This is a genomic window from Janthinobacterium sp. BJB401 (genome assembly GCF_013372745.1).
Lineage (GTDB): Bacteria > Pseudomonadota > Gammaproteobacteria > Burkholderiales > Burkholderiaceae_D > Janthinobacterium > Janthinobacterium rivuli.
Genome location: NZ_JABXFH010000008.1, coordinates 67406 through 93957, shown reverse-complemented (window position 1 = coordinate 93957; position 26552 = coordinate 67406). Strand labels below are relative to the sequence as shown.

General features: G+C 61.2%; 29 protein-coding genes and 1 tRNA gene. 26 read left to right on the top strand and 4 right to left on the bottom strand.

Annotated elements, in window-relative coordinates:
- Positions 1 to 30 precede the first annotated feature (30 nt).
- The 24 genes from tpiA (at position 31) to HWE17_RS07785 (ending at position 20860) form a co-directional block, all read left to right on the top strand.
- The gene (gene tpiA, locus HWE17_RS07900; protein ID WP_176388389.1) at positions 31 to 780 is read left to right on the top strand and encodes a triose-phosphate isomerase; all 750 of its coding nucleotides are present in this window, start codon (positions 31 to 33) and stop codon (positions 778 to 780) included.
- A 28-nt stretch (positions 781 to 808) separates the two neighbouring features.
- Positions 809 to 1210: a preprotein translocase subunit SecG gene (gene secG, locus HWE17_RS07895; protein WP_035820525.1), complete on the top strand. Its 402-nt coding sequence runs from the start codon at positions 809 to 811 to the stop codon at positions 1208 to 1210.
- Positions 1211 to 1402: 192 nt separating this feature from the next.
- Positions 1403 to 1487 (top strand) — tRNA-Leu (locus tag HWE17_RS07890).
- 177 nt (positions 1488 to 1664) lie between these two features.
- The gene (locus HWE17_RS07885; RefSeq protein WP_010399734.1) at positions 1665 to 2024 is read left to right on the top strand and encodes an NADH-quinone oxidoreductase subunit A; all 360 of its coding nucleotides are present in this window, start codon (positions 1665 to 1667) and stop codon (positions 2022 to 2024) included.
- Positions 2025 to 2027: 3 nt separating this feature from the next.
- The gene (locus HWE17_RS07880) at positions 2028 to 2504 is read left to right on the top strand and encodes an NADH-quinone oxidoreductase subunit B family protein (protein ID WP_010399733.1); all 477 of its coding nucleotides are present in this window, start codon (positions 2028 to 2030) and stop codon (positions 2502 to 2504) included.
- 17 nt (positions 2505 to 2521) lie between these two features.
- A complete protein-coding gene (locus HWE17_RS07875) occupies positions 2522 to 3115 on the top strand; it encodes an NADH-quinone oxidoreductase subunit C (protein ID WP_176388388.1) in 594 nt (197 codons plus the stop codon).
- Positions 3115 to 4368, top strand: coding sequence for an NADH-quinone oxidoreductase subunit D (locus HWE17_RS07870; RefSeq protein WP_034749992.1), 1254 nt, complete (start codon positions 3115 to 3117; stop codon positions 4366 to 4368). The genes HWE17_RS07875 and HWE17_RS07870 overlap by 1 nt, the downstream gene beginning before the upstream one ends.
- A 12-nt stretch (positions 4369 to 4380) precedes the next feature.
- Entirely contained in the window at positions 4381 to 4860 is a 480-nt protein-coding gene (nuoE, locus tag HWE17_RS07865; RefSeq protein ID WP_035820520.1) for an NADH-quinone oxidoreductase subunit NuoE, read from the top strand.
- Positions 4857 to 6152 (top strand): NADH-quinone oxidoreductase subunit NuoF, encoded by a 1296-nt coding sequence (nuoF, locus tag HWE17_RS07860; protein ID WP_010399729.1) that lies wholly within the window; start codon positions 4857 to 4859, stop codon positions 6150 to 6152. Before nuoE ends, nuoF begins: the two co-directional genes overlap by 4 nt.
- A 22-nt stretch (positions 6153 to 6174) precedes the next feature.
- On the top strand, positions 6175 to 8508 hold the full coding sequence (gene nuoG, locus HWE17_RS07855) for an NADH-quinone oxidoreductase subunit NuoG (protein WP_176388387.1): 2334 nt from the start codon (positions 6175 to 6177) through the stop codon (positions 8506 to 8508).
- Positions 8508 to 9590, top strand: coding sequence for an NADH-quinone oxidoreductase subunit NuoH (gene nuoH / locus HWE17_RS07850; protein WP_176388386.1), 1083 nt, complete (start codon positions 8508 to 8510; stop codon positions 9588 to 9590). The genes nuoG and nuoH overlap by 1 nt, the downstream gene beginning before the upstream one ends.
- Positions 9591 to 9604: 14 nt before the next feature.
- Positions 9605 to 10093 carry an NADH-quinone oxidoreductase subunit NuoI gene (nuoI, locus tag HWE17_RS07845; protein WP_010399726.1) on the top strand — a complete coding sequence of 163 codons (489 nt, stop codon included), beginning with the start codon at positions 9605 to 9607 and terminating at the stop codon, positions 10091 to 10093.
- A gap of 65 nt (positions 10094 to 10158) precedes the next feature.
- Positions 10159 to 10791 (top strand): NADH-quinone oxidoreductase subunit J, encoded by a 633-nt coding sequence (locus tag HWE17_RS07840; RefSeq protein WP_034749981.1) that lies wholly within the window; start codon positions 10159 to 10161, stop codon positions 10789 to 10791.
- Positions 10788 to 11096 (top strand): NADH-quinone oxidoreductase subunit NuoK, encoded by a 309-nt coding sequence (gene nuoK / locus HWE17_RS07835; protein ID WP_010399724.1) that lies wholly within the window; start codon positions 10788 to 10790, stop codon positions 11094 to 11096. Before HWE17_RS07840 ends, nuoK begins: the two co-directional genes overlap by 4 nt.
- Positions 11097 to 11142: 46 nt before the next feature.
- A complete protein-coding gene (gene nuoL / locus HWE17_RS07830) occupies positions 11143 to 13236 on the top strand; it encodes an NADH-quinone oxidoreductase subunit L (protein WP_176388385.1) in 2094 nt (697 codons plus the stop codon).
- A 29-nt stretch (positions 13237 to 13265) separates the two neighbouring features.
- Positions 13266 to 14765 (top strand): NADH-quinone oxidoreductase subunit M, encoded by a 1500-nt coding sequence (locus tag HWE17_RS07825; protein ID WP_035820511.1) that lies wholly within the window; start codon positions 13266 to 13268, stop codon positions 14763 to 14765.
- Between the two features lie 16 nt (positions 14766 to 14781).
- Positions 14782 to 16284: an NADH-quinone oxidoreductase subunit NuoN gene (nuoN, locus tag HWE17_RS07820; protein WP_176388384.1), complete on the top strand. Its 1503-nt coding sequence runs from the start codon at positions 14782 to 14784 to the stop codon at positions 16282 to 16284.
- A 3-nt stretch (positions 16285 to 16287) separates the two neighbouring features.
- Positions 16288 to 16611, top strand: coding sequence for a DUF2818 family protein (locus HWE17_RS07815; RefSeq protein WP_070288753.1), 324 nt, complete (start codon positions 16288 to 16290; stop codon positions 16609 to 16611).
- A gap of 174 nt (positions 16612 to 16785) precedes the next feature.
- Positions 16786 to 17358, top strand: coding sequence for an NUDIX domain-containing protein (locus tag HWE17_RS07810; RefSeq protein WP_035820504.1), 573 nt, complete (start codon positions 16786 to 16788; stop codon positions 17356 to 17358).
- A gap of 8 nt (positions 17359 to 17366) precedes the next feature.
- Positions 17367 to 18062, top strand: a complete 696-nt coding sequence (locus HWE17_RS07805; protein ID WP_176388383.1) for a hypothetical protein — start codon at positions 17367 to 17369, stop codon at positions 18060 to 18062.
- A gap of 12 nt (positions 18063 to 18074) precedes the next feature.
- Positions 18075 to 18776 (top strand): 2-C-methyl-D-erythritol 4-phosphate cytidylyltransferase, encoded by a 702-nt coding sequence (gene ispD, locus HWE17_RS07800; protein WP_176388382.1) that lies wholly within the window; start codon positions 18075 to 18077, stop codon positions 18774 to 18776.
- Between the two features lie 20 nt (positions 18777 to 18796).
- Entirely contained in the window at positions 18797 to 19300 is a 504-nt protein-coding gene (gene ispF / locus HWE17_RS07795) for a 2-C-methyl-D-erythritol 2,4-cyclodiphosphate synthase (RefSeq protein WP_035820499.1), read from the top strand.
- 36 nt (positions 19301 to 19336) lie between these two features.
- The gene (locus HWE17_RS07790) at positions 19337 to 20500 is read left to right on the top strand and encodes a PQQ-dependent sugar dehydrogenase (protein WP_176388381.1); all 1164 of its coding nucleotides are present in this window, start codon (positions 19337 to 19339) and stop codon (positions 20498 to 20500) included.
- Between the two features lie 57 nt (positions 20501 to 20557).
- On the top strand, positions 20558 to 20860 hold the full coding sequence (locus HWE17_RS07785) for a hypothetical protein (RefSeq protein WP_176388380.1): 303 nt from the start codon (positions 20558 to 20560) through the stop codon (positions 20858 to 20860).
- A 3-nt stretch (positions 20861 to 20863) separates the two neighbouring features.
- Here the strand turns inward: HWE17_RS07785 and HWE17_RS07780 are convergent, their stop codons facing one another.
- Positions 20864 to 22078: an MFS transporter gene (locus HWE17_RS07780; protein WP_176388379.1), complete on the bottom strand. Its 1215-nt coding sequence runs from the start codon at positions 22076 to 22078 to the stop codon at positions 20864 to 20866.
- 92 nt (positions 22079 to 22170) lie between these two features.
- On the opposite strand from HWE17_RS07780, the gene HWE17_RS07775 reads away from it, so the two are divergent.
- Positions 22171 to 22791, top strand: a complete 621-nt coding sequence (locus HWE17_RS07775; protein ID WP_035820491.1) for a TetR/AcrR family transcriptional regulator — start codon at positions 22171 to 22173, stop codon at positions 22789 to 22791.
- Here the strand turns inward: HWE17_RS07775 and HWE17_RS07770 are convergent, their stop codons facing one another.
- Positions 22792 to 23130 (bottom strand): MmcQ/YjbR family DNA-binding protein, encoded by a 339-nt coding sequence (locus tag HWE17_RS07770; protein WP_034779482.1) that lies wholly within the window; start codon positions 23128 to 23130, stop codon positions 22792 to 22794.
- A gap of 513 nt (positions 23131 to 23643) precedes the next feature.
- On the opposite strand from HWE17_RS07770, the gene HWE17_RS07765 reads away from it, so the two are divergent.
- Entirely contained in the window at positions 23644 to 24027 is a 384-nt protein-coding gene (locus HWE17_RS07765; protein WP_176388378.1) for a PEP-CTERM sorting domain-containing protein, read from the top strand.
- Between the two features lie 98 nt (positions 24028 to 24125).
- On the opposite strand, the gene HWE17_RS07760 is transcribed toward HWE17_RS07765, so the two are convergent.
- Both HWE17_RS07760 and HWE17_RS07755 read right to left on the bottom strand, forming a co-directional pair.
- Positions 24126 to 25106 (bottom strand): FHA domain-containing protein, encoded by a 981-nt coding sequence (locus tag HWE17_RS07760; RefSeq protein WP_176388377.1) that lies wholly within the window; start codon positions 25104 to 25106, stop codon positions 24126 to 24128.
- Positions 25103 to 26506 carry a serine protease gene (locus HWE17_RS07755; protein WP_176388376.1) on the bottom strand — a complete coding sequence of 468 codons (1404 nt, stop codon included), beginning with the start codon at positions 26504 to 26506 and terminating at the stop codon, positions 25103 to 25105. The genes HWE17_RS07760 and HWE17_RS07755 overlap by 4 nt, the downstream gene beginning before the upstream one ends.
- Positions 26507 to 26552: the final 46 nt, after the last annotated feature.

Genomic DNA, 26552 nt, shown 5'->3' with positions numbered 1-26552 from the left:
GAATGACGGGTTATTAGAATTTAGGCTACTATGCGTCGCAAACTCGTCGTCGGAAATTGGAAAATGAACGGCAGTCGCACCTCGAACGCGGTGTTATTGTCTGAAATAGTTGCTGGCCTGGCTGCCTCTGGCGCCGCCAGCGCCGTCTGTGTGCCTGCGCCGTATCTGGCGCAGTGCCAGGCGCAATTGGCAGGCACGGCCCTTGGCTGGGGCGCGCAGGATGTGTCCGCGCATGCCAGTGGCGCCTACACGGGCGAAATCTCGACCGCCATGCTGCAGGATTTTGGCTGCGGCTATGTGGTGATCGGGCATTCCGAGCGCCGCGCCTACCATGGCGAGAGCGATGCGCAGGTGGCGGCCAAGACGGTTGAGGCGCTGGCGGCGGGCATCACGCCTATCGTCTGCATCGGCGAAACGCTGGCGCAGCGCGAAGCGGGCCAGACGGACGCCGTCGTGGCGCAGCAGCTGGGCGCCGTGCTGGCGGCGATTTCCGCCGACGACGTGGCGAAACTGGTGCTGGCCTACGAGCCGGTCTGGGCCATCGGCACGGGCAAGACGGCCACGCCGCAAATGGCGCAGGACGTGCATCAGGTATTGCGCGCCCAGCTGGCGGCAAAGAATGCGGTAGCGGCGACCGGCGTGCAAATCCTGTACGGCGGCAGCATGAAGCCGGAGAACGCAAAAGAATTGATGGCGATGCCGGATATCGATGGCGGTCTGATCGGTGGAGCGGCATTGAAGGCGGCGGATTTCCTGGCGATTATTCACGCCGCTGATTGAATTACTTTAAACTAAGAATGGAATTGCAATGAACATGATGTTCAATCTGGTAGTGGTAGTACAGGTTATTTCGGCATTGTCGATTATCGCGCTGGTGTTGTTGCAGCACGGTAAGGGCGCCGACATGGGCGCCGCCTTCGGTTCGGGCGCCTCGGGCAGCCTGTTCGGTGCGACGGGTTCGTCGAACTTCATGTCGAAATCGACGGGCGTTGCCGCCGCGATCTTCTTCGGCGCCACGCTGGCCCTGTCGCTGATGGCGAATCAGCGCGCCACGACGGTCGGCGGCGGCGTGATGGATAAAGTCGTCAAGCCAGTGCCGGTCACCGGCGCGGGCGCGATCCCGACGACGGTGCCTGCGGCTCCGGCCGCCAGCGCTCCGGCAGCGGCGGCACCGGTTGCCAGCACCCCGGCCGGCGCGATTCCGAAGTAATTTTTGTAAGAGCTCGATACCTCATCGAGAGTAATTCTCATTACGGGCAGATTATTGCTCAATGTTTCAGCAGCGCGGCAGGAAAAAATCGTGACGCGCTGGAAGATGTAAAAATTTATCGTTTTTATCTGTGTTTTGATGCATTTGTGCATTAACTTTAGCGGCAAAGCAGAGTAGAATACGGGCCTTACCGCCGACGTGGTGAAATTGGTAGACACGCTATCTTGAGGGGGTAGTGGCGCAAGCTGTACGAGTTCGAGTCTCGTCGTCGGCACCAGAAATCAGAAGCCAGCAACGGCGCACGAGCCATGGCTCGTACAAAGTTGCTGGCTTTTTTTACGAGGATGTGTCGTTCGATCCTGGTCTTAGCTTTGATTGGGGTCGTGCGTTAGATACGCTGCAAATGATCGCAGCGTCCTCATTTAACCGATCGTTCAATATAAGCTCATCAATCGTGAACCTCGAAAATTACTTCCCCGTCCTGCTGTTCATTATTATCGGCCTTGGTGTCGGTATCGCTCCCCAGCTCCTGGGGCGCCTGTTAGGCCCTAACAAGCCTGACGCAGCAAAACTCTCCCCGTACGAATGTGGCTTTGAAGCATTCGAAGACGCGCGCATGAAATTTGATGTGCGCTACTATCTGGTCGCAATCCTGTTTATTTTGTTCGATCTGGAAACGGCATTCTTTTTCCCATGGGGCGTTGCAATGCGCGACCTGGGCTGGGCCGGTTTCGTCACGATGATGGTGTTCATCGCTGAATTCGTGGTCGGATTTTGGTACATTTGGAAGAAAGGTGCCCTTGACTGGGAATAAGCCATGGCTATTGAAGGCGTATTAAGCGAAGGTTTCATCACCACCTCGGCCGACAAGCTGATCAACTGGGCGCGCACCGGGTCTATGTTCCCGATGACGTTCGGTCTGGCCTGCTGTGCGGTCGAAATGATGCATGTGGGCGCAGCCCGCTACGATATGGACCGTTTCGGCGTCGTGTTTCGTCCGTCGCCGCGTCAGTCCGACGTCATGATCGTTGCCGGCACCCTGTGCAACAAGATGGCGCCGGCCCTGCGCAAGGTCTACGACCAGATGGCGGAGCCACGCTGGGTCATCTCGATGGGTTCCTGCGCCAATGGCGGCGGGTACTACCATTACTCCTATTCCGTGGTGCGCGGTTGCGACCGCATCGTGCCCGTCGACGTGTATGTGCCTGGCTGTCCTCCGACCGCTGAAGCCTTGCTGTACGGCATCATGCAGTTGCAGAACAAGATCAAGCGTACCAGCACGATCGCACGCTAACCGGGCCGCTTCAGATTATGACAACACATTTAGAAGTATTGCAAAACGCCCTCGGCACTGCCTTGGGTGATCGCGTTAGCACGACGGTTGCGCTGGGCGAAGTCACTCTGGTCGTCAAGGCCGAGGACTACCTGGCCGTGATGCTGACCTTGCGCGACGATCCAGCCCTGCATTTCGAGCAGCTGCTCGACCTGTGCGGCGTCGACTACTCGACCTATGGCGACGGTAGCTGGGATGGTCTGCGTTTCGCGGCCGTCTCGCACTTGCTGTCGGTCAAGCACAACTGGCGCGTGCGCGTGCGCGTGTTCGCACCGGACGACGACATGCCGCTGCTGCCCTCCGTGGTGAGCATCTGGCGCGCCGTCAACTGGTACGAGCGCGAAGCGTTCGACCTGCTGGGCATCCTCTTCGAAGGCCACAACGACTTGCGCCGCCTGCTGACCGACTACGGTTTCATCGGCCATCCGTTCCGCAAGGATTTCCCCGTCTCCGGCTATGTCGAGATGCGTTACGATCCGGAACAAAAGCGCGTGATTTACCAGCCCGTGACGATCGAGCCGCGGGAAAACGTGCCGCGCGTGATCCGCGAAGAACATTACGGGATGAAATAATGGCTGAGATTAAGAACTACACCCTGAACTTTGGGCCACAGCATCCGGCCGCGCACGGTGTGCTGCGCCTGGTGCTGGAGATGGATGGCGAAGTCATCCAGCGCGCCGACCCGCATATCGGCCTGCTGCACCGCGCCACCGAAAAGCTGGCCGAACAGAAGACCTATCTGCAATCCGTGCCGTACATGGACCGTCTCGACTATGTGTCGATGATGTGCAATGAACACGCGTACGTGATGGCCATCGAAAAGATGCTGGGCCTGGAAGTGCCGCTGCGCGCGCAATACATCCGCGTCATGTTCGACGAGATGACGCGTATCCTGAACCACCTGATGTGGCTCGGCACCCACGCGCTGGACGTTGGCGCCATGGGTCCGTTCCTGTATTGCTTCCGCGACCGCGAAGACTTGTTCGACGCCTACGAGGCAGTGTCGGGCGCGCGCATGCACGCGGCCTACTACCGTCCGGGCGGCGTGTACCGCGACTTGCCGGACGCGATGCCGCAGCACAAGGCGTCGATCATCCGCAACGCCAAGGCCATCGGCAAACTCAATGAAAACCGCCAGGGTTCCCTGCTGGACTTCATCGAAGACTTCGCGCGCCGTTTCCCGAATTCGGTCGACGAGTACGAAACGCTGTTGACCGATAATCGAATCTGGAAGCAACGGACCGTCGGCATCGGCGTGGTATCGCCGGAAGATGCGCTGGCCATGGGCTTTACGGGCGCCATGCTGCGCGGCTCGGGCGTGCAGTGGGACTTGCGCAAGAAACAGCCGTACGAAGTGTACGACCTGATGGACTTCGACATTCCTATCGGCACCAACGGCGATTGCTACGACCGCTACCTGGTCCGCGTGGAAGAGTTGCGCCAGTCGAACCGCATCATCAAGCAATGCGTGGAGTGGCTGCGCAACAATGAAGGTCCTGTCATGACCAGCAACCGCAAGGTGGCGCCTCCGGGCCGCGTCGACATGAAGACCAACATGGAGTCCTTGATTCACCACTTCAAGCTGTTCACGGAAGGTTTCCACGTGCCGCCAGGCGAGGCCTACAGCGCCGTGGAGCATCCGAAGGGCGAGTTCGGCGTGTACCTGGTGTCCGATGGCGCCAACAAGCCGTACCGCATGAAACTGCGCGCGCCAGACTACGCCCACTTGCAGTCGCTCGACGAAATGGCGCGTGGGCACATGCTTGCCGACGCCGTGACCATCATCGGGACGCAAGACATCGTGTTCGGCAGTATTGACCGCTAAGAGGCAAAAAGTATGTTGTTATCAGAGCAATGCTATAAGAAAATTGACCGCGAGCTGGCCAAGTACCCGGCCGACCAGCGTCAGTCGGCCGTCATGGCCGCGCTGGCCCATGCCCAGGATGAACTGGGCTGGCTGGCGCCGGAAACCATGAAGGAACTGGCCGATTACATCGGCATGCCGGCGATTGCCGTGCAGGAAGTGGCCACGTTCTACAATATGTACAACGTGAAACCCGTGGGCAAGCACAAGATCACCGTGTGCACCAACCTGCCATGCGCCCTGTCGGGCGGCGTGCGCGCTGCAGAGTACCTGAAGCAGAAACTGGGCATCGATTTCCGCGAAACCACCGCTGACGGCCAGTTCACCCTGGTTGAAGGCGAGTGCATGGGTGCTTGCGGCGATGCGCCTGTCTTGCTGGTCAGTAATAAAACCATGTGCAGCTGGATGTCGAACGAGAAGATCGACGCCATGCTGGAGGAACTCAAGAAATGACGTCACTCCACAACCGCCATATCGATCCATTGATCCTGAAGGATCTGGATGGCAAGAACTGGCATTTGCAAGATTATGTGAACCGCGGCGGCTATAGCGCCCTGCGGCGTATCCTGGAAGAGAAAATCACGCCGGAACAGATCATCGCCGACCTCAAGGCGTCGTCCTTGCGCGGCCGTGGCGGCGCGGGTTTCCCTACCGGCCTGAAGTGGAGCTTCATGCCGCGCCAGTTCCCGGGCCAGAAATACCTCGTCTGCAATACAGATGAAGGCGAACCGGGCACTTTCAAGGACCGCGACATCATTCGTTACAATCCCCATGCGCTGATCGAAGGCATGGCCATTGGCGCTTATGCGATGGGCATCACCGTGGGCTACAACTATATCCACGGTGAAATCTTCCAGGAATACCTGCGTTTCGAAGAAGCGCTGGAAGAGGCGCGCGCCGCCGGTTTCCTGGGCGACAAGATCATGGGCAGCGAGTTCTCGTTCCAGTTGCATGCGCACCATGGTTATGGCGCTTACATCTGCGGCGAAGAAACGGCCCTGCTCGAATCGCTGGAAGGCAAGAAAGGCCAGCCGCGCTTCAAGCCGCCTTTCCCTGCCTCGTTTGGCCTGTACGGCAAGCCGACGACGATCAACAACACGGAAACCTTCGCCGCCGTGCCATTCGTGCTGAACATCGGTCCAGAGAAATACCTGGCGATGGGCAAGCCGAACAACGGCGGTTCGAAGATCTTCTCGATCTCGGGCGACGTGGAAAAACCGGGCAACTACGAAGTGCCGCTCGGCACCCCGTTTGCGACCCTGCTGGAACTGGCAGGCGGCATGCGCGGTGGCAAAAAGATCAAGGCCGTGATCCCTGGCGGTTCGTCCGCTCCGGTGATCCGCGGCGACATCATGATGCAGACCGACCTGGACTACGACTCGATCGCGAAAGCCGGTTCGATGTTGGGTTCGGGCGCCGTCATCGTGATGGACGAAACACGCTGCATGGTAAAGGCGCTGGAACGCCTGTCCTACTTCTACTTTGAAGAATCGTGCGGCCAGTGTACGCCTTGCCGTGAAGGCACAGGCTGGATGTACCGCATGGTGCACCGCATCGAGCAGGGGCAGGGTCGTCCAGACGACCTGGACATGCTCAACTCGATCGCCGACAACATCCAGGGCCGCACCATTTGCGCGCTGGGCGATGCGGCTGCCATGCCGGTACGGGCCTTCATTAAGAATTTCCGTGAAGAATTTGAATATCATATCGAGCACAAGCATTGCTTAGTGCCCGCATATATCTAAGCTGCGTCAGGTAACGATCACCATGGTTGAAATCGAAATAGACGGCAAAAAAGTCGAAGTCCCTGCTGGTAGCATGGTGATGGACGCCGCCAACAAATTGGGAACCTACATTCCGCACTTCTGCTATCACAAGAAATTGTCGATCGCAGCGAACTGCCGCATGTGCCTGGTCGAAGTGGAAAAGGCGCCCAAGCCTTTGCCCGCTTGTGCGACCCCGGTCAGTGCCGGCATGATCGTGCGCTCCGCCAGCGATAAAGCTGTGCAGGCGCAAAAGTCGGTCATGGAATTCTTGCTGATTAACCACCCGCTCGATTGCCCTATCTGCGATCAGGGCGGCGAATGCCAGTTGCAAGACCTGGCAGTGGGTTACGGCAAGAGCGAATCGCGCTACAAGGAAGACAAGCGCGTCGTCACGCCGAAGGAAGCCGGTCCGCTGGTTTCCATGCAAGAAATGTCGCGCTGCATCCAGTGCACCCGCTGCGTGCGCTTTGGCCAGGAAGTGGCCGGCGTGATGGAGCTGGGCATGATCGGCCGCGGCGAACACTCGGAAATCGTGTCCTTCGTCGGCCAGTCGGTCGACTCCGAACTGTCGGGCAACATGATCGACCTGTGCCCGGTTGGCGCACTGACCTCGAAGCCTTTCCGCTACAGCGCCCGTACGTGGGAACTGTCGCGCCGCAAATCGGTCAGCCCGCATGACGGCCTCGGTACGAACCTGATCGTGCAAGTGAAAGCTGGCAAGGTCAAGCGCGTATTGCCGCTGGAAAACGAAGCCGTCAACGAGTGCTGGATCTCGGACAAGGATCGTTTCTCGTACGAAGCGCTGGACAGCGCCGAACGCCTGACGTCCCCGATGCTGAAACAAGGCAACGAGTGGAAAGAAGTCGATTGGCAGACCGCGCTGGAATACGTGGCGCACGGTTTGAAAAACATCAAGCACGAGCATGGCGCTGACGCCATCGCCGCGCTGGCAACGCCGCATTCGACCGTCGAAGAGCTGGTACTGCTGCAAAAAGTGGCCAACGGTCTCGGTTCCGAGAACGTCGACTTCCACCTGCGCCAGACCGATTTCGCGCTGGACGCTGGCGTCAAGCCATGGCTGGGCATGCCGATCAATGAATTTGGCCAGATCAAGCGCGCCTTCGTCATCGGCTCGTTCCTGCGCAAGGATCACCCATTGCTGGCCACGCGTTTGCGCGCGTCCGTCAAGGGCGGCGCCAAGCTGTCGATCCTGCACGCCTCCGACGATGATCAACTGATCACCATCGCCAACAAGATGATCGTTGCGCCAAGTGACTGGCTGGCGGCCTTGTCGGAAGTGGTCGTCGCTGTTGCTAAAGCGAAAGAAATTACAGCGCCTGCAGGCTTCGAAGCCGTCAACGCTTCGGACGTGGCTGTCGCCATCGCTGCCAGCCTGATGGCTGGCGACAACGGCGCCGTGCTGCTGGGTAACGCGGCAACGCAACACCCGCAAGCGTCGCAACTGCATGCTGCCGCGCAATGGATCGCCGAACAGACGGGCGCCAAGCTCGGTTACCTGACGGAAGCGGCCAACACGGTTGGCGCGCACCTGGTCGCCAAACCGCGCGCGAATGTACAAGCTGCCTTTGCCGTGCCGAAAAAAGCCTACGTGCTGCTGCACGCCGAGCCGGAACTCGATGCCGCCAATCCACAAGCGGCCCGCGCCGCCCTGGATGGCGCCGACATGGTCGTGGCCATGTCCGCCTTCAAACACGGCATGGAGTACGCCGATGTCTTGCTGCCGATCGCCCCGTTCGCTGAAACCTCGGGCACCTTCGTCAACTGCGAAGGCCGCGCGCAAAGCTTCAACGGCACCGTGAAACCGCTGGCGGAAACCCGTCCAGCCTGGAAAGTGCTGCGCGTCCTGGGCAACATCCTGGGCCTGGCCGGTTTCGACTACGACACCTCCGAAGCGATCCGCGACGAAGCGTTTGGTGCCGGCGTGACCGACCTGTCGGCACAGCTGAACAACATCGCCAGGAACGCGCCGGAAGCGGCAACGTACGCACCGGCTTCGCCTGCGCTGCAACGCATCGCCGACGTGCCGATCTACTTCGCCGACGCGCTGGTACGCCGCTCCGAACCGTTGCAACGCACGGTCGATGGCGCCGCGCCGCAAGCCCACCTGTCCGCCGAACTGGCTGGCAAGCTGGGCATCAAGGCGGGCGACAAGGTCAAAGTGGCGCAAGGCTCCGGCAGCGCCATCCTGGTGGCGGCCATTCACGCCGGCCTGCCAGCCAATGTGGTCAAAGTGTCGGCGGCGCATGCCTCGACGGCTAGCCTGGGCGGCATGTTCGGTGACATCACAGTTGAAACAGCAGAGGGGAAAATCTGATGGCTCTGCCTGAATTTGTAAACGTCATCAACAGCAGTGGCCAGGATTTGCTGGGCGGCTCGTGGCCGTTCTTCTGGACCCTGATCAAGATCCTCTGCGTGCTGCTGCCGCTGATGGGCCTGGTTGCCTACCTGACCTTGTGGGAACGCAAGCTGATCGGATGGATCCAGATCCGCGTCGGCCCGAACCGCGTGGGACCGTTGGGCTTGCTGCAGCCGATCGCCGATGCGCTGAAACTCTTGTTCAAAGAGATCATCATCCCGTCCAAGGCCGCCAAAGGCCTGTTCGTCATCGGTCCGATCATGACCATCATGCCGGCCCTGGCCGCCTGGTCGGTCGTGCCGTTCGGTCCGGAAGCCGTGCTGGCCAACGTCAACGCGGGCTTGCTGATGCTGCTGGCGATTACCTCGATGGAAGTCTACGGCATCATCATCGCTGGCTGGGCTTCGAACTCGAAGTACTCGTTCATGGGCGCCATGCGTGCTTCGGCACAGATGATTTCGTATGAAATCCCGATGGGCTTCGTGATGGTCATCGTGCTGATGGTCTCGGGCAGCCTGAACTTCATCGACATCGTCGGCGGCCAGCAAATCGGCTACTTCGCCGAAAAAGGCGTGAACTTCATGTCGTGGAACTGGCTGCCGCTGCTGCCGATGTTCGTCATCTACCTGGTGTCGGGCCTGGCTGAAGCCAACCGTCACCCGTTCGACGTCGTCGAAGGTGAGTCGGAAATCGTTGCCGGCCACATGGTCGAGTACTCGGGCATGGCCTACGCCATGTTCATGCTGGCCGAATACGCCAACATGATCCTGATCGGCGCCCTCGCTTCGATCATGTTCCTCGGTGGCTGGTCCGCACCATTTGCTTTCCTGGAGTTCTGGGGTGGTTTCGGCGGCTTCTTCTGGCTGTTCGCGAAAACCTTCTTCATCGTCTCGGTGTTCATCTGGGTACGCGGTACGTTCCCACGCTACCGTTATGACCAGATCATGCGCCTCGGCTGGAAAGTGTTTATCCCGTTGACGCTGGTCTACCTGGTCTTCGTCGCTGCCTGGATGCAGACATCCTGGAATATTTGGAAGTAAGAGAGTGCATACGAATGGATAAGGTAAAAGATTTCTTCAGCAGCCTCTTGTTAGGCGAGCTGATCAAGGGCATGGCGTTGACAGGCAAGTACATGTTTTCGCGCAAGATCACGGTGCAATTCCCGGAAGAGAAGACACCGATCTCGCCGCGTTTCCGTGGCTTGCACGCGCTGCGCCGCTACCCGAACGGCGAGGAACGTTGCATCGCCTGCAAACTGTGCGAAGCGGTTTGCCCGGCGATGGCCATCACGATCGAATCGGAACAGCGTGACGACGGCTCGCGCCGCACCACGCGTTACGATATTGATTTGACCAAGTGCATCTTCTGCGGTTTCTGCGAAGAGTCCTGCCCGGTCGATTCGATCGTCGAGACGCAAATCCTGGAATACCACGGCGAGAAACGCGGGGATTTGTATTACACGAAAGAGATGTTGCTGGCCGTGGGTGATCGTTATGAAAATGACATCGCCGCTGCGCGCGCCGCCGACGCACCTTATCGCTGATGGATGCGCCGTAGCCACTGGCTGCGGCGCGCCCCTCGTTCATCTGTACGTCTATTGGGTTTTTTATGGACTTTAAAACAATTTTGTTTTACGCCTTCGCGCTGATCTTGATTCTGGCAGCGACGCGCGTCATCACGGCCCGTAATCCGGTCCACGCAGTACTGTTCCTGGTACTGTCGTTCTTTTCCGCAGCGGGCATCTGGATGCTGCTGCAAGCTGAATTCCTGGCCATCGTGCTGGTATTGGTGTATGTCGGCGCCGTGATGGTGCTGTTCCTCTTCGTGGTCATGATGCTCGATATCAATATCGACCGCATGCGCGAAGGCTTCTGGGGCTATCTGCCTTTGTCGGTGACGGTGGGCGTGATCATCGTGCTGGAAATGGCCGCTGTCCTGTGGCACGGTTTCCGCAACTTTGCGCCTAGCATCGCTCCGGTCAACGTCAACCTGGGCGGCACCAAGGAACTGGGCCTGCTGATCTACACGGAATATGTGTTCGCCTTCGAGATCGCCGCCGTCGTGCTGCTGGTGGCCATCGTTGCCGCGGTCGCACTGACCCTGCGCAAACGCAAGGACACCAAGCATTTCGCTCCAGGCGACGCCGTGCGCGTCAAGCGCAACGACCGCCTGAAGATCATCAAGATGGACGCGGTCGTCGAGCGTCCTGCGGCTGAGCCGGAAGTTAAGGAGGCACCATGACATTATCGCTCACACATTTTTTGGTCCTGGGCGCGATCCTGTTCGCAATCTCGATCGTCGGTATTTTCCTGAACCGCAAGAACATCATCGTATTGCTGATGGCAATCGAATTGATGCTGCTGGCGGTGAATATGAATTTCATCGCGTTCTCTCATTTCATGGGCGACGCGGCCGGTCAGATCTTCGTTTTCTTCATCCTGACGGTTGCCGCCGCTGAGTCGGCTATCGGTCTGGCTATTCTGGTGGTGATGTTCCGTAATCTGGATACCATCAACGTCGAAGACCTGGACAGCCTCAAAGGCTGATGTTTTTCAGACTCGATCTCTCGAATAATAACGATTAAGGTTCATCATGGCGGGGCAACTCCTCAACCCTAACCTCCTTCTTGCCGTACCGCTGGCGCCGCTGGCCGGTGCCGCGATTGCAGGTTTGCTTGGCACCCAGTTCCTGGGTAATTTGGTCGGACGCAAGACGTCGCATACCGCGACGATCCTGGGCGTACTGATTGCGTTCATCCTGTCCGTGCAGACACTGCTGGCAGTGATGGATGGCGCGACATTCAACGGCACGATCTATAACTGGATGACGATCGGCACCCTGAAGATGGAAGTGGGCTTCCAGATCGATTCGCTGTCGGCGATGATGATGTGCGTGGTCACCTTCGTTTCCCTGATGGTGCACATCTACACGATCGGCTACATGAAGGACGACGAAGGCTACAACCGCTTCTTCGCCTACATCTCGCTGTTCACGTTCTCGATGCTGATGCTGGTCATGGCCAACAACTTCCTGCAACTGTTCTTCGGTTGGGAAGCAGTGGGCCTGGTCTCTTACCTCTTGATCGGTTTCTGGTACCAGCGTCCGACGGCCATCGTGGCCAACATGAAGGCTTTCCTGGTCAACCGTGTTGGCGACTTCGGCTTCATCCTGGGCATCGGCCTGCTGCTGGCCTACGCCGGCACCATGAACTACCAGGAAGTGTTCGCCAAGAAAGACGAACTGGCGCTGTTGACGATGCCGGGTACCGACTGGGCCCTGCTGACCGTGGCCTGCATCTGCCTGTTCATCGGCGCGATGGGCAAATCGGCGCAGTTCCCGCTGCACGTGTGGCTGCCTGACTCGATGGAAGGTCCTACCCCGATCTCGGCACTGATTCACGCCGCGACGATGGTGACGGCCGGTATCTTCATGGTCTCGCGCATGTCGCCGCTGTTCGAACTGTCCGACACGGCACTGTCCTTCATCCTGGTGATCGGCTCCATCACGGCGCTGTTCATGGGTTTCCTGGGCATCATCCAGAACGACATCAAGCGCGTCGTCGCTTACTCGACCCTGTCGCAACTGGGCTACATGACCGTGGCGCTGGGTTCGTCCGCGTACTCGGTGGCCGTGTTCCACCTGATGACGCACGCATTCTTCAAGGCACTGCTGTTCCTGGGCGCCGGTTCCGTCATCATCGGCATGCACCACGATCAAGATATCCGCAACATGGGTGGCCTGCGCAAGTACATGCCGATCACGTGGATCACTTCCCTGATCGGTTCGCTGGCCCTGATCGGCACGCCGCTGTTCTCCGGTTTCTACTCGAAAGACAGCATCATCGAAGCCGTCGAAGCAACGCACATCTGGGGCGCTGGCTTTGCCCAGTTCGCCGTGCTGGCTGGCGTGTTCGTCACCGCCTTCTACTCGTTCCGCATGTACTTCCTCGTCTTCCATGGCAAGGAACGTTTCGGCCAGCCACACGCGCACGGCCATGACGACCATCACGCGCCTGCGGCCAAGCATGATGCCCACGCGCATGACGACCATCACGAAGAGGAAGAGGACGACCACGCGCACCACGGTCTGGAACCTGGCCAGAAGCCGCACGAGTCTCCATTCGTCGTCTGGTTCCCGCTGGTGATGCTGGCGATTCCGTCGCTGATCATCGGTTACCTGACGATCGGCCCGATGCTGCATGGCGATTTCTTCAAGGGCGTGATTTTTGTGGGCGAAAACCATCCAGCAATGGAAGAGTTGTCGCATGAATTCCACGGCGCAATGGCGATGGCGATCCACGGCCTGTCGACGGCACCGTTCTGGCTGGCATTGTCCGGCGTGGTGGCAGCCTACTACTGCTACATGGTCAACCCGCGTGTACCGGCCTGGTTCTTTGCCAAGTTCCACGCGATCCACACCCTGCTGGACAACAAGTACTACATGGACAAGTTCAATGAAGTCGTGTTCGCCGGCGGTGCCCGCTTGCTGGGTAATGGCCTGTGGAACTTCGGTGACAAGAAGCTGATCGACGGTTTCGTCGTCAATGGCAGCGCCAAGGTTGTCGCCTGGCTGTCCTCGCTGTCGCGAGTGTTGCAGACCGGCTACATCTATCACTATGCATTCGTGATGATCCTGGGCGTGCTGGGCTTCCTGATCTATTTCCTGCCATTCTGGCCCGCTAAGTAAGCTGACCTGATAAAAGAATACTGAGAACCATGATGCAGTCTACGATTTCTACATTACCTCCTTACCTGAGTCTGTCGATCTGGGTGCCGATCATTTGCGGCGTCCTGATCCTGGCTCTCGGCCGTGACAGCAAAGCGGGCTTTACCCGCTGGCTGTCGCTGGCTGGCGCCGTGCTCAGCATGCTGTGCACCTTGCCGCTGATCCAGCATTTCGACAACGCCGCACACGGCATGCAATTCGTCGAAAAAGCACCGTGGATAGCAACCTTCAATATCTGGTACTCGCTGGGTATCGACGGCCTGTCCCTGTGGTTCGTGCCACTGACGGCCTTCATCACCGTCATCGTCGTCATTTCGGCCTGGCAAGTGATCGAGAAGCGCATCGCCCAGTACATGGGATCGTTCCTGATCCTGTCGGGCCTGATGATCGGCGTGTTCTGCGCGCTGGACGGCTTGCTGTTCTACTTCTTCTTTGAAGCAACCCTGATCCCGATGTTCATCATCATCGGTATCTGGGGCGGCTCGAACCGCGTGTACGCGTCGTTCAAGTTCTTCCTGTACACCTTCTTCGGTTCGCTGCTGACCCTGGTTGCCATCATCTACCTGCGCAATGTGTCGGGCACCTTCGACATCCTGGCCTGGCATGCGTTCAAGCTGACGATGAACGAGCAGATCTTCATCTTCCTGGCCTTCCTGATGGCGTTTGCCGTCAAGGTGCCGATGTTCCCGGTCCACACGTGGTTGCCCGACGTCCACGTGGAAGCGCCTACTGGCGGTTCCGCCGTGCTGGCCGCCATCATGCTGAAACTGGGCGCCTACGGCTTCCTGCGTTTTTCGCTGCCGATCACGCCGGACGCCAGCCACTACCTGTCGGGCTTCATGATCACCCTGTCGCTGATCGCCGTGATCTACATCGGCCTGGTTGCCCTGGTGCAAACCGACATGAAAAAACTGGTCGCCTATTCGTCGATCGCGCACATGGGCTTTGTGACCCTGGGCTTCTTCATGTTCAACGACATCTCGGTGCAGGGCGGTATCGTGCAGATGGTCTCGCACGGCTTTATCTCCGGCGCGATGTTCCTGTGCATCGGCGTGCTGTATGACCGCATGCATACCCGCAACATCGCCGACTACGGCGGCGTGGTGAATCGCATGCCGAAATTTGCCGCCTTCTTCGTCCTGTTCTCGATGGCCAACTGCGGCTTGCCAGCCACGTCCGGTTTCGTCGGCGAATTCATGGTGATCCTGGGCGCGGTGAAATACAACTTCTGGATCGGTCTGCTGGCTGCAACGGCACTGATCTGGGGTGCGGCGTACTCGCTGTGGATGGCCAAGCGCGTGGTGTTCGGCAAGATCAAGAACAAGCATGTGGCCGAACTGACCGACATCAACAAACGTGAATTCTTCATGCTTGCCGTGCTGGCCATCGCCGTGCTCGTGATGGGTCTGTACCCAGCCCCGTTCACCGACACGATGCAAACTTCGGTTGCTGACCTGCTGCAGCATGTCGCCACCAGCAAGTTGCCTTAAATAGAAGACCGATAACATGACTAATGCACCTAATCTGGTACCGCTGTACGCGGAAATCTTTCTGCTGATCGCCACGTCGGCGCTCTTGCTGATCGATATGTTCTTGCCTGCGGCGAAGCGTTCGATCACCTATGCGCTGTCCTTGCTGACCCTGGCCGGCTGCGCCTTGCTGACCGTGGGCGACTTCAACGCGGGCACCACCGTCTACACGTTCCACAACATGTTCGTGTCGGACCCGATGTCGCAGCTGCTGAAACTGTTCTCGTACGGCGCCGTGGCGCTGACCCTGATCTACTCGCGTGCCTATGCCACCGACCGCAACATGCTGTCGGGTAACCTGGGCGGCGAGTTCTACGTGCTGGCCCTGTTTGCACTGCTGGGTCAGATGATCATGATCTCGGCCAACAACTTCCTGATCATCTACCTGGGTCTGGAACTGATGTCGCTGTCGCTGTACGCACTGATCGCTTTGCGCCGTGACAATGCCAAGGCCACGGAAGCGGCCATGAAATACTTCATCCTGGGCGCACTGGCCTCCGGTTTCATGTTGTACGGTATCTCGATGCTGTACGGCGCGTCCGGCACCCTGGACCTGGGCGAACTGCGCGTGGCGCTGGAAAACGGCAAGACCAACGGCACCATCATGGTCTTTGGCCTGGTGTTCCTCGTTGCCGGCCTGGCCTTCAAACTGGGCGTCGTGCCATTCCACATGTGGGTGCCTGACGTGTATCAAGGTTCGCCAACGGCCGTGACCTTGCTGCTGGGCGGCGCGCCGAAACTGGCCGCGTTTGCCATCACCCTGCGTTTGCTGGGCGAGGGCTTGCTGCCGATGGCGCATGACTGGCAGCAAATGCTGCTGGTGCTGGCCGTGATGTCGCTGGCCATCGGTAACTTCACCGCCATCGCGCAAACGAATCTGAAGCGCATGCTGGCGTACTCGACCATCGCGCAAATGGGCTTCGTTCTGCTGGGCTTGCTGTCCGGTACCGTTGACGCACCGAACAACACCCTGAACGCGGCTGGCGCAGCCACCGCCTACGGCGCGTCGATGTATTACGTCATCACCTACGTGTTCACCACGCTGGGTACCTTTGGCGTGATCATGTTGCTGGCACGCAGTGGTTTCGAAGCAGAAGAACTGGCCGACTTCAAGGGCCTGGGCAAACGCAGCCCGATCTTCGCCCTGGTGATGACCTTGTTCATGTTCTCGCTGGCCGGCGTGCCGCCACTGATGGGCTTCATGGCCAAGTACTCGGTGCTGGCCTCCGTGCTGGCCACGGGCCAGCTGTGGCTGACCATCGCCGCCGTGCTGTTCTCGCTGATCGGCGCCTTCTACTACCTGCGCGTCGTGAAAATGATGTGGTTCGACGAGCCGACGGACAGCAATGCGCTGGTCGTGCATGGCGACATGCGCGTCGTGCTGGCCCTGAACGGCGTGTTGGTTCTGGCCCTCGGTGCGATGCCTGAAGGCATCCTGGCTGCCTGCGCGACCGCCATCACCAAGACCCTGGCGTCCTGACCGATGGATGTCACCGCTTCGAGCTGGCTGGTGATCGCCTTGGGCATCCTGGGCGCCAACCTGCCTTTCCTGAACGAGAAGCTGTTTGCCGCCGTGCCGCTGAAAAAGGCGGCGCAGGCGGAGCAGGGCTGGCGCAAGCCGCTGGCGCTGCGCCTGCTGGAGATGGTGATTCTGTACTTCATCGTCGGCGCCGTGGCATTCGCGCTCGAAGCGCGCATCGGCAACGGTTTCCCGCAGACATGGGAGTTCTATGCCATCACCGGCTGTCTGTTCCTGGTGCTGGCTTTCCCGGGCTTTGTCACACGCTACCTGCGCAAGCGGCGCTAGAACGCTGACCAAACCTGCTGCGCGTCGCGCTTTGCGGCCTGCGATGCTCACTGTGCTACAGCACAGTTCCGCTTCTCAGCCACAAATCACTGCCGCTCGCGACGGTTTTGTCAGTGTTCTCCCCCTCCGAAAGCGGCGCCTCTGGCGCCGTTTTTTATTGAATAAAGGAATTCCATGGATACGCAAGCCACTGATACGCAATTGATTGAAACCAAGGTCGATGGCGAGCTCGTCTACCAAGGCGGCTTCCTGCGCGTGCAGCGCGACCGTGTCGCCCTGCCTGACGGCAAGATCACGGCGCGCGAATTCGTCCTGCATCCGGGCGCCGTCGTCATCCTGCCGCTGCTCGACGATGGCACGGTGCTGATGGAGCGCCAGTACCGCTATCCGCTGGACCGGATCTTCATTGAATTCCCGGCCGGCAAGATCGACGCGGGCGAATCGCACCTGGCGTGCGCCCAGCGCGAGTTGCTGGAAGAGACGGGCTACACGGCCAGCGACTGGCAATTCGTCTCCACCATCCACAACGCCATCGCGTATTCCGACGAACACCTGGAATTGTTCCTCGCGCGCGGCCTGGTCGCCGGCGAACGCCAGCTCGACGAGGGCGAATTCCTGGAAACATTCACGGCCACCGTGCCGCAGCTGCTGGACTGGGTCAAGGATGGCACGATCACGGACGTGAAAACCGTCATCGGCATCTTCTGGCTCGACAAGATCACCAGCGGCGCCTGGCAAGCGGCTTGATACAGCGCATGCGCACGGCAATCTTCCTGCTGCTGGCGTCGGCCAGCCTGGGTGCGCACGGGGCCGCGCGCACGCCGTTCCAGGTGCGCTGCGAGGACACGATCAGCAAGACGGTGTCCGTGCTGACGGCGCAGCAGAACGGCTACAGCATCGACACGCATCTGCCATACAAGGCGCTGACGGTGATGAAGGGCATGGCGCGCGCCAACACCTGGGTGCTGGGCTTGACGAAGACGGATTCGCGCGTCGCCATCGCCCTGGCCGGTCCCATGCTGCAGGACCCGGCCAGCGGCTATGAATGCGTGGCGCCGCAGATCACCGTGACCCTCACGTATGCGCCCGTGGTGATCTATATCGGCCGCGAGTTTGCGCCCGGCACTTGCGCGTATGATGAGATACTCGCGCACGAACTGCGGCACATGAAGACCTATATGGAACACTTGCCGCGCGTGGAAAAGACCGTGCGCGCGGCGCTGGCCAAGCGCTTCGAGGCGCGGCCCCTGTATGCGCCCAGCGGCACGGCCAAGGCGGCGCTGGCGCGCGAGATCGACACGGGCTGGTTGCCATACGTCAAGGCCGAAATGCGCAAGGTGGAAGCCTTGCAGGCGGCCATCGATTCTCCGCAAGAATATGCGCGCCTGGGCAAGGCCTGCAAGGGCGAGATCCAGAACATCCTGACGGGCAAGACAGCGTCCGCCAACTAGACAAGGAATGGCATGACAGCAGCACCGAACACCATCCGCTACTTTGCGCTGATCCCCGCCGCCGGCGTGGGCGCGCGCATGGAAGCGGGCAGTCCCAAGCAATACCTGCCCATCGCGGGCAAGCCCATGCTGCGCCACGCGCTCGACGCTTTTCTTGCCAGTCCTCTGATCGCGCACACCTATGTCGTCGTCAGCGCCGACGATGGCGTGATCGACACGGTCGTGCCGGCGCATGGCGTGACTGTACTGCGCTGCGGCGGCGCCACGCGCATGGACAGCATCCTGAATGGCTTGCATGCCTTGCACGGCAGCATCGCTGCCGACGACCAGGTGCTGGTGCACGACGCGGCGCGGCCCGGCCTGACACCGGCGCTGATCGCAAAACTCATCACGGAGGTGGGCGACCACCCGGCCGGCGGCTTGCTGGCCTTGCCCGTGGTCGATACCGTCAAGAAGGCGGGACCGGGCGGCCTGTCGGCGCAGACGGTGCCGCGCGACGGCCTGTGGCTGGCGCAGACGCCGCAAATGTTCAGCTATGCGCTGCTGCACCAAGCCTTGTCCGAAGCGCCCGACCCGCAAGCGATCACCGATGATGCCAGCGCCGTCGAAGCGCTGGGCCTGGCGCCCAGGCTGGTCGAGGGTCATCCGCGCAACCTGAAGGTGACCTTGCCGCGCGACATACACACGGCCGAGCTGTATTTGGCCCATCCTTGAATCCTGAATCGAAAGACCGCATGACGACCATCACCACTCCCGTATTGCCATTTCGCATTGGCCAAGGCTATGACTGCCACGCGCTGGTGGAAAACCGCGACCTGATCATCGGCGGCGTGAACATCCCCCATCACCTGGGCTTGCTCGGCCACTCCGACGCCGACGTGCTGCTGCACGCGATCACGGACGCCATTTTCGGCGCCGCCGCCCTGGGCGACATCGGCCGTCATTTCCCCGACACGGACGTGCAATTCAAGGGCGCCGATTCGCGCACCCTGCTGCGCGAAGCCGTGCGCCGCGTGCAGGCGACCGGTTATATCATCGGCAATATCGACGCCACCATCATCGCCCAGCGTCCGAAAATGGCGCCGCATATCGCCGCCATGTGCGCCAATGTGGCGGAAGACCTGGGCGTAAGTGTGGGGCAAGTCAACATCAAGGCCAAGACGAATGAAAAACTGGGCTACCTGGGCCGGGAAGAAGGCATCGCGGCCGAAGCCGTGGCCTTGCTGCTGCGGGCCTGATACGCCACCGACCATCGACCACTGACAGGAGAGAGCATGTTCCAGCGACGCCGTATCAGCATTGTGCTTGCATTCGCACTGACCGCCGCGCCATCGGCCCACGCCGAACTGCAAGCCACGGGCGAGCCGCCCGCCGCGAAACAGGGCTGGAAGGCCGAGACCGTCGCGCAGGGCGTGCGCCAGCCGTGGGGCATCGCCTGGCTGGGCGAGGGGCGCGCGCTCGTCACCAGCAAGCAGGGCACTTTGCACCTGCTGAACGGCAAGAAATTCGAGGACGTGGCGCTGGAAGGCATGCCCAAAGTCTTCACGGGCGGGCAGGGCGGCTTGCTCGATATCGTCATTCACCCGCAGGATGCCAGCAAGCCGAATCCACGTGTCTACATGACGGTGTCGACGGGCACGAATGACGCCAACCGCACGACCCTCGTGCGCGGCGTGTTCGACGGCAAGAAGGTGACGGGCATCCAGACCCTGTTCAAGGTGGCCACGGACAAGAGCGGCGGCCAGCACTTCGGTTCGCGCCTGCTGTGGCTGCCGGACGGTACTTTGCTGATGAGCGTGGCCGATGGCGGCAATCCGCCGTTGCGCATCAAAGACCGGTTGGCGCGCGAGCAGGCGCAAAACCTGGCCACACACCAGGGTTCCATCCTGCGCCTGACGGAAGACGGCAAACCGGCGCCCGGCAATCCGCTGGCGGCCAAGGGCGCCTTGCCGGAAATCTGGTCGTATGGGCATCGCAACGTGCAGGGGCTGGCGCTCGATCCCGTTTCCGGCCGTGTGTGGGCCACGGAACACGGCCCGTACGGCGGCGATGAGCTGAACCTGGTGGTAGCGGGCGGCAACTACGGCTGGCCCCTGCAAAGCTATGGCGCCGACTACACGACGCACGAGCCTATCGGCAAGCATGAAGTGGCGGGCATGCTCAATCCGAGCGTGGCCTGGGTGCCGTCGCCGGCGCCGTCGGGGCTGGCCGTCTACACGGGCGACAAGATTGCCGCCTGGCGTGGCAGCATTTTCAGCGGCGGCCTGGCGGCCAAGGATATCCGCCGCATCGCCGTCGATGCCAACGGCAAGGTGACGGGGCAGGACCGCCTGGCCATCGGCGCGCGCGTGCGCGACGTGCGCCAGGGGCCGGACGGCTACCTGTATGCGCTGACGGATGAAGACAACGGTCGCCTGTTGCGCATCGTGCCCCAGTAACACGGCAGGCGCCATCTTCGCTTAAGATGGCGCCTTTACTTCCTTCAAGGTGGCGGCATGGCCCGTGATACTTATGCATACCGGCACGTCGCCGTCGAATCGCGCGCGATTCATGGCAAGGTGGAAATCCGCCCCGTGCCGGGCCAGGCCTTCTCTCCCGAACTGGCGGTGCAGTGCTCGCGCCGCCTGGCCGATCTTCAGCGCTATCCGCTGGGCAGCCGCTTTCTGCTCTTTGCCAAGCTGACGGACCGCCTGGGCGGCACGCCTTTCCTGTATGCGTATCACGGCGATGCGGACGTGCTCATGACGCCGGCCGAAGTGACGAAATTCCTTGGCGAATTCCGTCGCGGCCGCATTTGACATCTACGAGGCCATGCAGGCCGCGGCGGTCTTGACGCTGGCGCGCGGCTTGCCGAAAATGGCGATCGTCAGCGCGCAGCCGAGGGCGAACAGGCCACCGATGACCATCGCGCTCGATACACCGAGCCGGTCGACGGCCATGCCTCCCAGCAAGGCGCCTGACGCCAGCGACACTTGCACGATGGCGACAAACAGCGCGCTGCTGCCTTCCATCAGTTCCGGCGCCGCCTTGAACATCCACGTCTGCACGGCGATCGGCATGGCGCCGAAACCGAAACCCCACACGGCCACCAGCAGCATGGCTGTCACCGAATGGCTGCCGAACGCGGCCAGGGCCAGGGTGGACAAGCCCAGCACGGCACCCGTCACCATCAGCGCGGCGCGTTCGTAGCGGCCGGCGGCCCAGCCGCCCGCGAGGTTGCCGATGAAGCCGGAAGCGCCGTAGACGAGCAGCATGGCGCTGACTGTGCCGGCCGCCAGGTGCGAGATTTGCGTGAGGAAGGGCGCGATATACGTGTAGGCGGCGAACTGGCCCGTGAAAAGCATGGCCGTGGCGATCAGGCCCAGGCGTGCCTTGCGGATGCCGAAAATCATCGGCAACTGGCGCAAGCGGATGGCCTGTGTCGGCGGCAGCTTGGGCAAGAGCAGCAACTGGCCGAGGAAGACCAGCACGGCGATGGCGCTGGCCGCGCCGAAAGCGACCCGCCATCCCACCAGCTCGCCCACCAGCGCACCGGCCGGCACGCCCGCCACCGTGCCCAGCGAGACGCCGGCGAAGATGATGGACATGGCGCGCGACGCATGCTGTGGCGCCACCAGGCGCGGTCCGATGGCGCTGCCGATGGCCCAGAAGCCGCCGACACCGACGCCCAGCATGGCGCGGCCCAGCAGTATCCACGCATACGAGGGAGCCAGCGCCACCAGCAGGTTCGAGGCGACCAGCAGGGCCGTGAGGGCCAGCAGCACGATACGGCGGTCCAGGCGGCCCGAGCCGACGGTGACGAAGATGGCGGCAAACGCGGCAACGATGCCGGGCGTGGTGATCATCAAGCCCGCCTGGCCCTTGCTGATGGACAGTTCGGCGGCCATGGCCGGCAACAGGCCGACGGGCAGGAATTCGGAGGTAACGAGGGCGAAGGCGCCGATGCCGACCGACAGGACGGCCAGCCATGGCGCCACGGTGGTATCGTCGCCAGTAGCGTGGGAAGGTGTTTGCATGTGAGGTTCCTGAAAAGCCGGAAGGTTTTTAACCGGTCGGTATATAATCAGGGCAGGCAGACATCGTTGTCAATAATTTTTTACCGAACGGTATGAAACAAGATAAAAAAGAGGCGGTAGGCAAGGCAAAAACGGGACGGCCACGCACCTTCGACGAGGACGCGGCGCTCGATTGCGCCATGAAAGTATTCTGGGAAAAGAGCTATGAAGGCAGTTCCTTGCCGGAATTGACGAAAGCCATGGGCATGAACCGGCCCAGCCTGTATGCCGTCTTTGGCAACAAGGAACAATTGTTCCACAAGGCGCTCGAGCGCTACAGCGACACGCGCATGCGGTTTTTCGATGCGGCGCTGGAACAGCCGACGGCGCGCCAGGTGGTGGAAGCCTTGCTGACGCAATATGTCGACGCGCAAACCATGCCCGACGGGCCGCACGGCTGCATGGGCGTGAATGCGGCGCTGGCGTGCAGCGACGATGCCTTGCCGATCCGCGATGAATTGTTCGCGCGCCGGCTGCGCGGTGAAATCAAACTGCGCGACCGCTTGCGGCGCGCCAGGGAAGAGGGGGATTTGCCGCCCGATTCCTGCCCCGAGCAGCAGGCGCGCTTTGTCGTGACCCTGTCGCAGGGCATGGCCATCCAGGCGGCGGCTGGCGTCTCGCGCGAACAGTTGCAGCAGATGGTGGGTTTGCTTCTGCGCAATTGGCCCTTGTAACTACCCTGTCGGGGCGATGGTCTTGGCCAGGTCGCTGGGCGCCTTGCGCCGCCAGGCGGCCGTCAGGGCGGCGGCCAGCATGTCCAGTTCGGCGTCCGCCAGGCGCACCGTGATGCCGGCCAGGCGTTCGCCCCACCAGAGTTTCTCGCAGCCCGATGGCGTGATGACGGTGGCGATGTGCGCCGCTTCCGCATCGAGCAGTACGTTGATGTGCTCGTCATCGGGCAGGGTGGCGAAGATCTTCCCGCCCACGCGGAAGGCCGGACGGTCGTGGTGTTCTTCCTCGGTGGTGTCGGGAAACGACAGTGCCAGATAGCGTAGTTCTTCCAGGTCGACCATTCCTCTTTCCCCCTGTTCGGATAGATAGCAGCGTGACTACATTTTGCCATGCTGTTTCGCCCCGTGGTGCAGCGGCATGCGAAAAGAAATGCGCAAGATGCGACACTGGCGCGCGCGTTTGTGGCGCTAGCGCGACAGGTCCGGCTGGCGCGCGAGGGGCGCAATGCCCTTGCAGGCAGGATTGCCCAGCCTGTTTTGACGTGCTTGCCATAAAAGTATCTTGCATGACTAAAAGAAAAATACTTTTCCTCCAGGGAATTTAAGATAGAATAGATTCAACGTTTCACCTGACCCGTCAATTGTCTGGTTTTGTCCCGGGAACCCGAACCCTTTCCAGGACGCTTGCAGTGCCGCCATGGCACGCCGCAAGTCCGCGCTGTTTTGCGGAAGCCACGTCCCCGACCGCTCATCCTTGCACTTTCCGCGCTACGCCGACACGCCTCAATGCAGCGTGTATTCAGCTCAAGCGCCTTCACGCCTGTTGCGCCCGTTGAATACTGATTGGAGACCATCATGAAAAACTTGCCCAAATTTGCCTTGTCCTTGATCGTTGCCGGTGTGTTTGCCCAGGCGAACGCCAGCACCGTCCCCTTGTCCTCCGGCTACTCGGACGCTGGCGCACACGCTTCCGCCGCATATGGCGCAACGAGCGAGTACCTCGGCGGTTCGAAGTCCTTGCTGGTCGATAGCCATACCTTGAGCCTCTTAGGCCTGGAAAACTGTTGCGATGCCGGCGAGCAAGTACCGGTCAAGGCGGCCGGCAACCATCCCGCCAGCGTTGCCGGCGGCGACAGCCTGGTGTCGGAAGTGCCGGAACCGACCATCTACGCCATGCTGCTGATCGGCCTGGGCTTGCTGGGTTTTACGGCGCGCCGCAAGCAGGATGACAAATTCTAAGCGCACGTTTTAACAGCGCTACTCTGCGCGCCTCGCGGCGCACGTAAAAAAGCCCGCCGGTCTGCCAGGACACGGCGGGCTTTTTGCATGGCGGCGGCTTAATCGCCGCTGTCTTCGTCTTCGTCGGCGCCCTTGGCCGCCTTGCCGCGCTCGGCGTCGACGGCGCGCTGCAGGCCGGCTGCGTCGCGGAAGAAGGCGTCCGTCGTGTGATCCGGGCTCACACGCAGGACCGGAGGGTAAATGACCGACATGTATGTCTCGTCGGCCAGGCGGCCGCTGATCTGCAGGTTGCTCAGCAGGATCAGGGTCGAGCCAATGATCGCCAGCACGACGGCGACGAGGCCGAAGCGGCGCGGATGCTGCGGCTTGATCGTGCACAAATGGTAGTAGATCATGACGCAGATGATGACGATGAACATGTGCCGTCCGTAGCGCGTCAGCGCTTCCAGCGACAGCGCATACGCCGCCACGTTGCTGCCCAGTTCCCACACTTCCATGGCCAGCAAGCCGCAGCCGATGATGAACAGGTGACGGCCGAAGCGCGCCACATGGCCGAACAGCCGGTTTGCCACGGCCCAGACCGACGCCCACACGAGGCCGCCGGCCAGCGCGTAGGCGATGATCATCAGGTAGGAAATCGGCTCGAAGGCGTCCGCATCGCTGAGCCAGTTGCTGAAGGCGGCCGAGGCGCCGATCATGGCCAGGCCGGCGACGGCCGGGCGCAAGCCTTCCCAGTCGTGCCGGGTCGTGTCGCCCAGTTCGGGCGCCACCGGATGATCGCTGGCGCGCACGCGCAGGCGCGTGTGGCCGAGGCGCACGATGCTGTTGCCGCTCATGGCCACTTGCAATTGCCGCTGTCCCCGGTGGATCACGCCATTCTGGCTGCCCAGGTCGCGCAGCAGCAGGCCACCTGCGCCGTCGTCCTCGACGATGGCGTGCTGGGCCGCCGTATGCGCGTCGTCGAGGATGAAGTCGTTGTCATAGCCACGGCCGATGCGGATCGGCAGGGACTCGATCCGCTGGCGTTGCCGCACTTCGCCATTCTCGGCGAGGATTTCAAGGTAATAGGGCGGCTTCATGGCTTGCGGCCACTTTCCCGCGACAGCGCTTCGAGGAAGGTGCGCGTGACGCGCATGCCGTTGGCGTACGACACGCCGCGCGCGTCGATGCGGCTTTGCAGGCTCATGAGTGGCTCATCGGTGCTGGCGGCCAGCAGGGCAAAGTCGTACAGTCCCGTAAATTTGCGGTAGGCGCGCACGCACAGCACGGCGCGCAGGGGCAGGGTTTTGTTCTTGACGAACTGTTCGGTGCATTGCGGGCCGGTCAGGTTCACGCTCTTGTAGCTGCCGAAACTTTCATTCTTGAACGACGCGCTGGCCAGCTCGGAAAAGCGCAGGGCGCCCAGTTCGCTGCTGCGCAAAAATTCATGGCGCATCGACACTTGCCCCGTCTGCAGGGCGCCGGAAATGAAGATGGCCGACTCCATGGCGCAGCTGGTGTTGTCGAGCATATAGGGCTTGTCGGACTTCACGTTGGAGCGGCCCCAGCAGCGCATCTGGTCGGACTCGCGCACGGGCACGCGGTACGGGCCCATGGCTTTCAGGCTCAAGGGCGTGTCGAGCAGGCGCGCCAGCATGACTTCCTGGTGCGCCAGCAGTTGCGCCGTCACCAGGGGCTTGAAGTCTTTCGGCGGCTTGCCTTGCTGCGCCACCTTGGCCAGCAATTGCTGGGCATAGCGGGCGGGCACGAGGAAACTGACGAGTTCGCCATCGAGGCGTTTCGAGACATTGATGCCGGCCACGTCGCCATTCGCCGTGACGCTGGGGCCGCCGCTCATGCCGGAATTGATCGGCCCTGTAAACATCAGCTGGTCGTAGAAGCTGCGCGTGACGACGCCGTTGTACGAGCCTTCCGAAATGGCGAAGCCCAGGTCCAGCGGATTGCCCATCGAATACAGGTACTGGCCTTGCGTCAGCGGCGCCAGCGTTTCCGGCATCTTGAAGAAACCCGTGCCGTGGCGGTTCACGCGCAGCACGGCCAGGTCGTGCAGCACGTCGACGGCCAGCAATTCCACATTGCCGCGCTGGCCGCTCGTGTCGACCCACTCGCCCACGTAGGTATCGGGGTCGAGCGCGAACTGGGACACCACGTGATAGTTGCTGACCACCAGGTCGCCCGTGCCGATCAAAAAGCCCGAGCCGACGGACGACTGCGTGCGGCCGTTCTTCAGCAGCACGCGCACTTGCAGGATGTCGGCGCGCGCGGCAGTGTACAGCTTTTGCGCGGCGGACGAGGGCGGCGGCAGGGCCGCATGTTCGGTGGCGGCGGGCGCGGCGGTGGCCGGCGGCGGCTTGATGGGGGGAGTCGAGGCGGTGGGCGCAGTGGCTGGCGCAGCGGCTGGCGCTGGTGCCGGGGCCGCGTGTGCGCCCGCTGCAGCGCACAGGCTGGCCAGCAGGAAGGCGTAGTCAGATAATTTCATGCATCCTTTGTGCGTGAAGCCGGAGTGAGGGCGGCGCCCGGGTGAC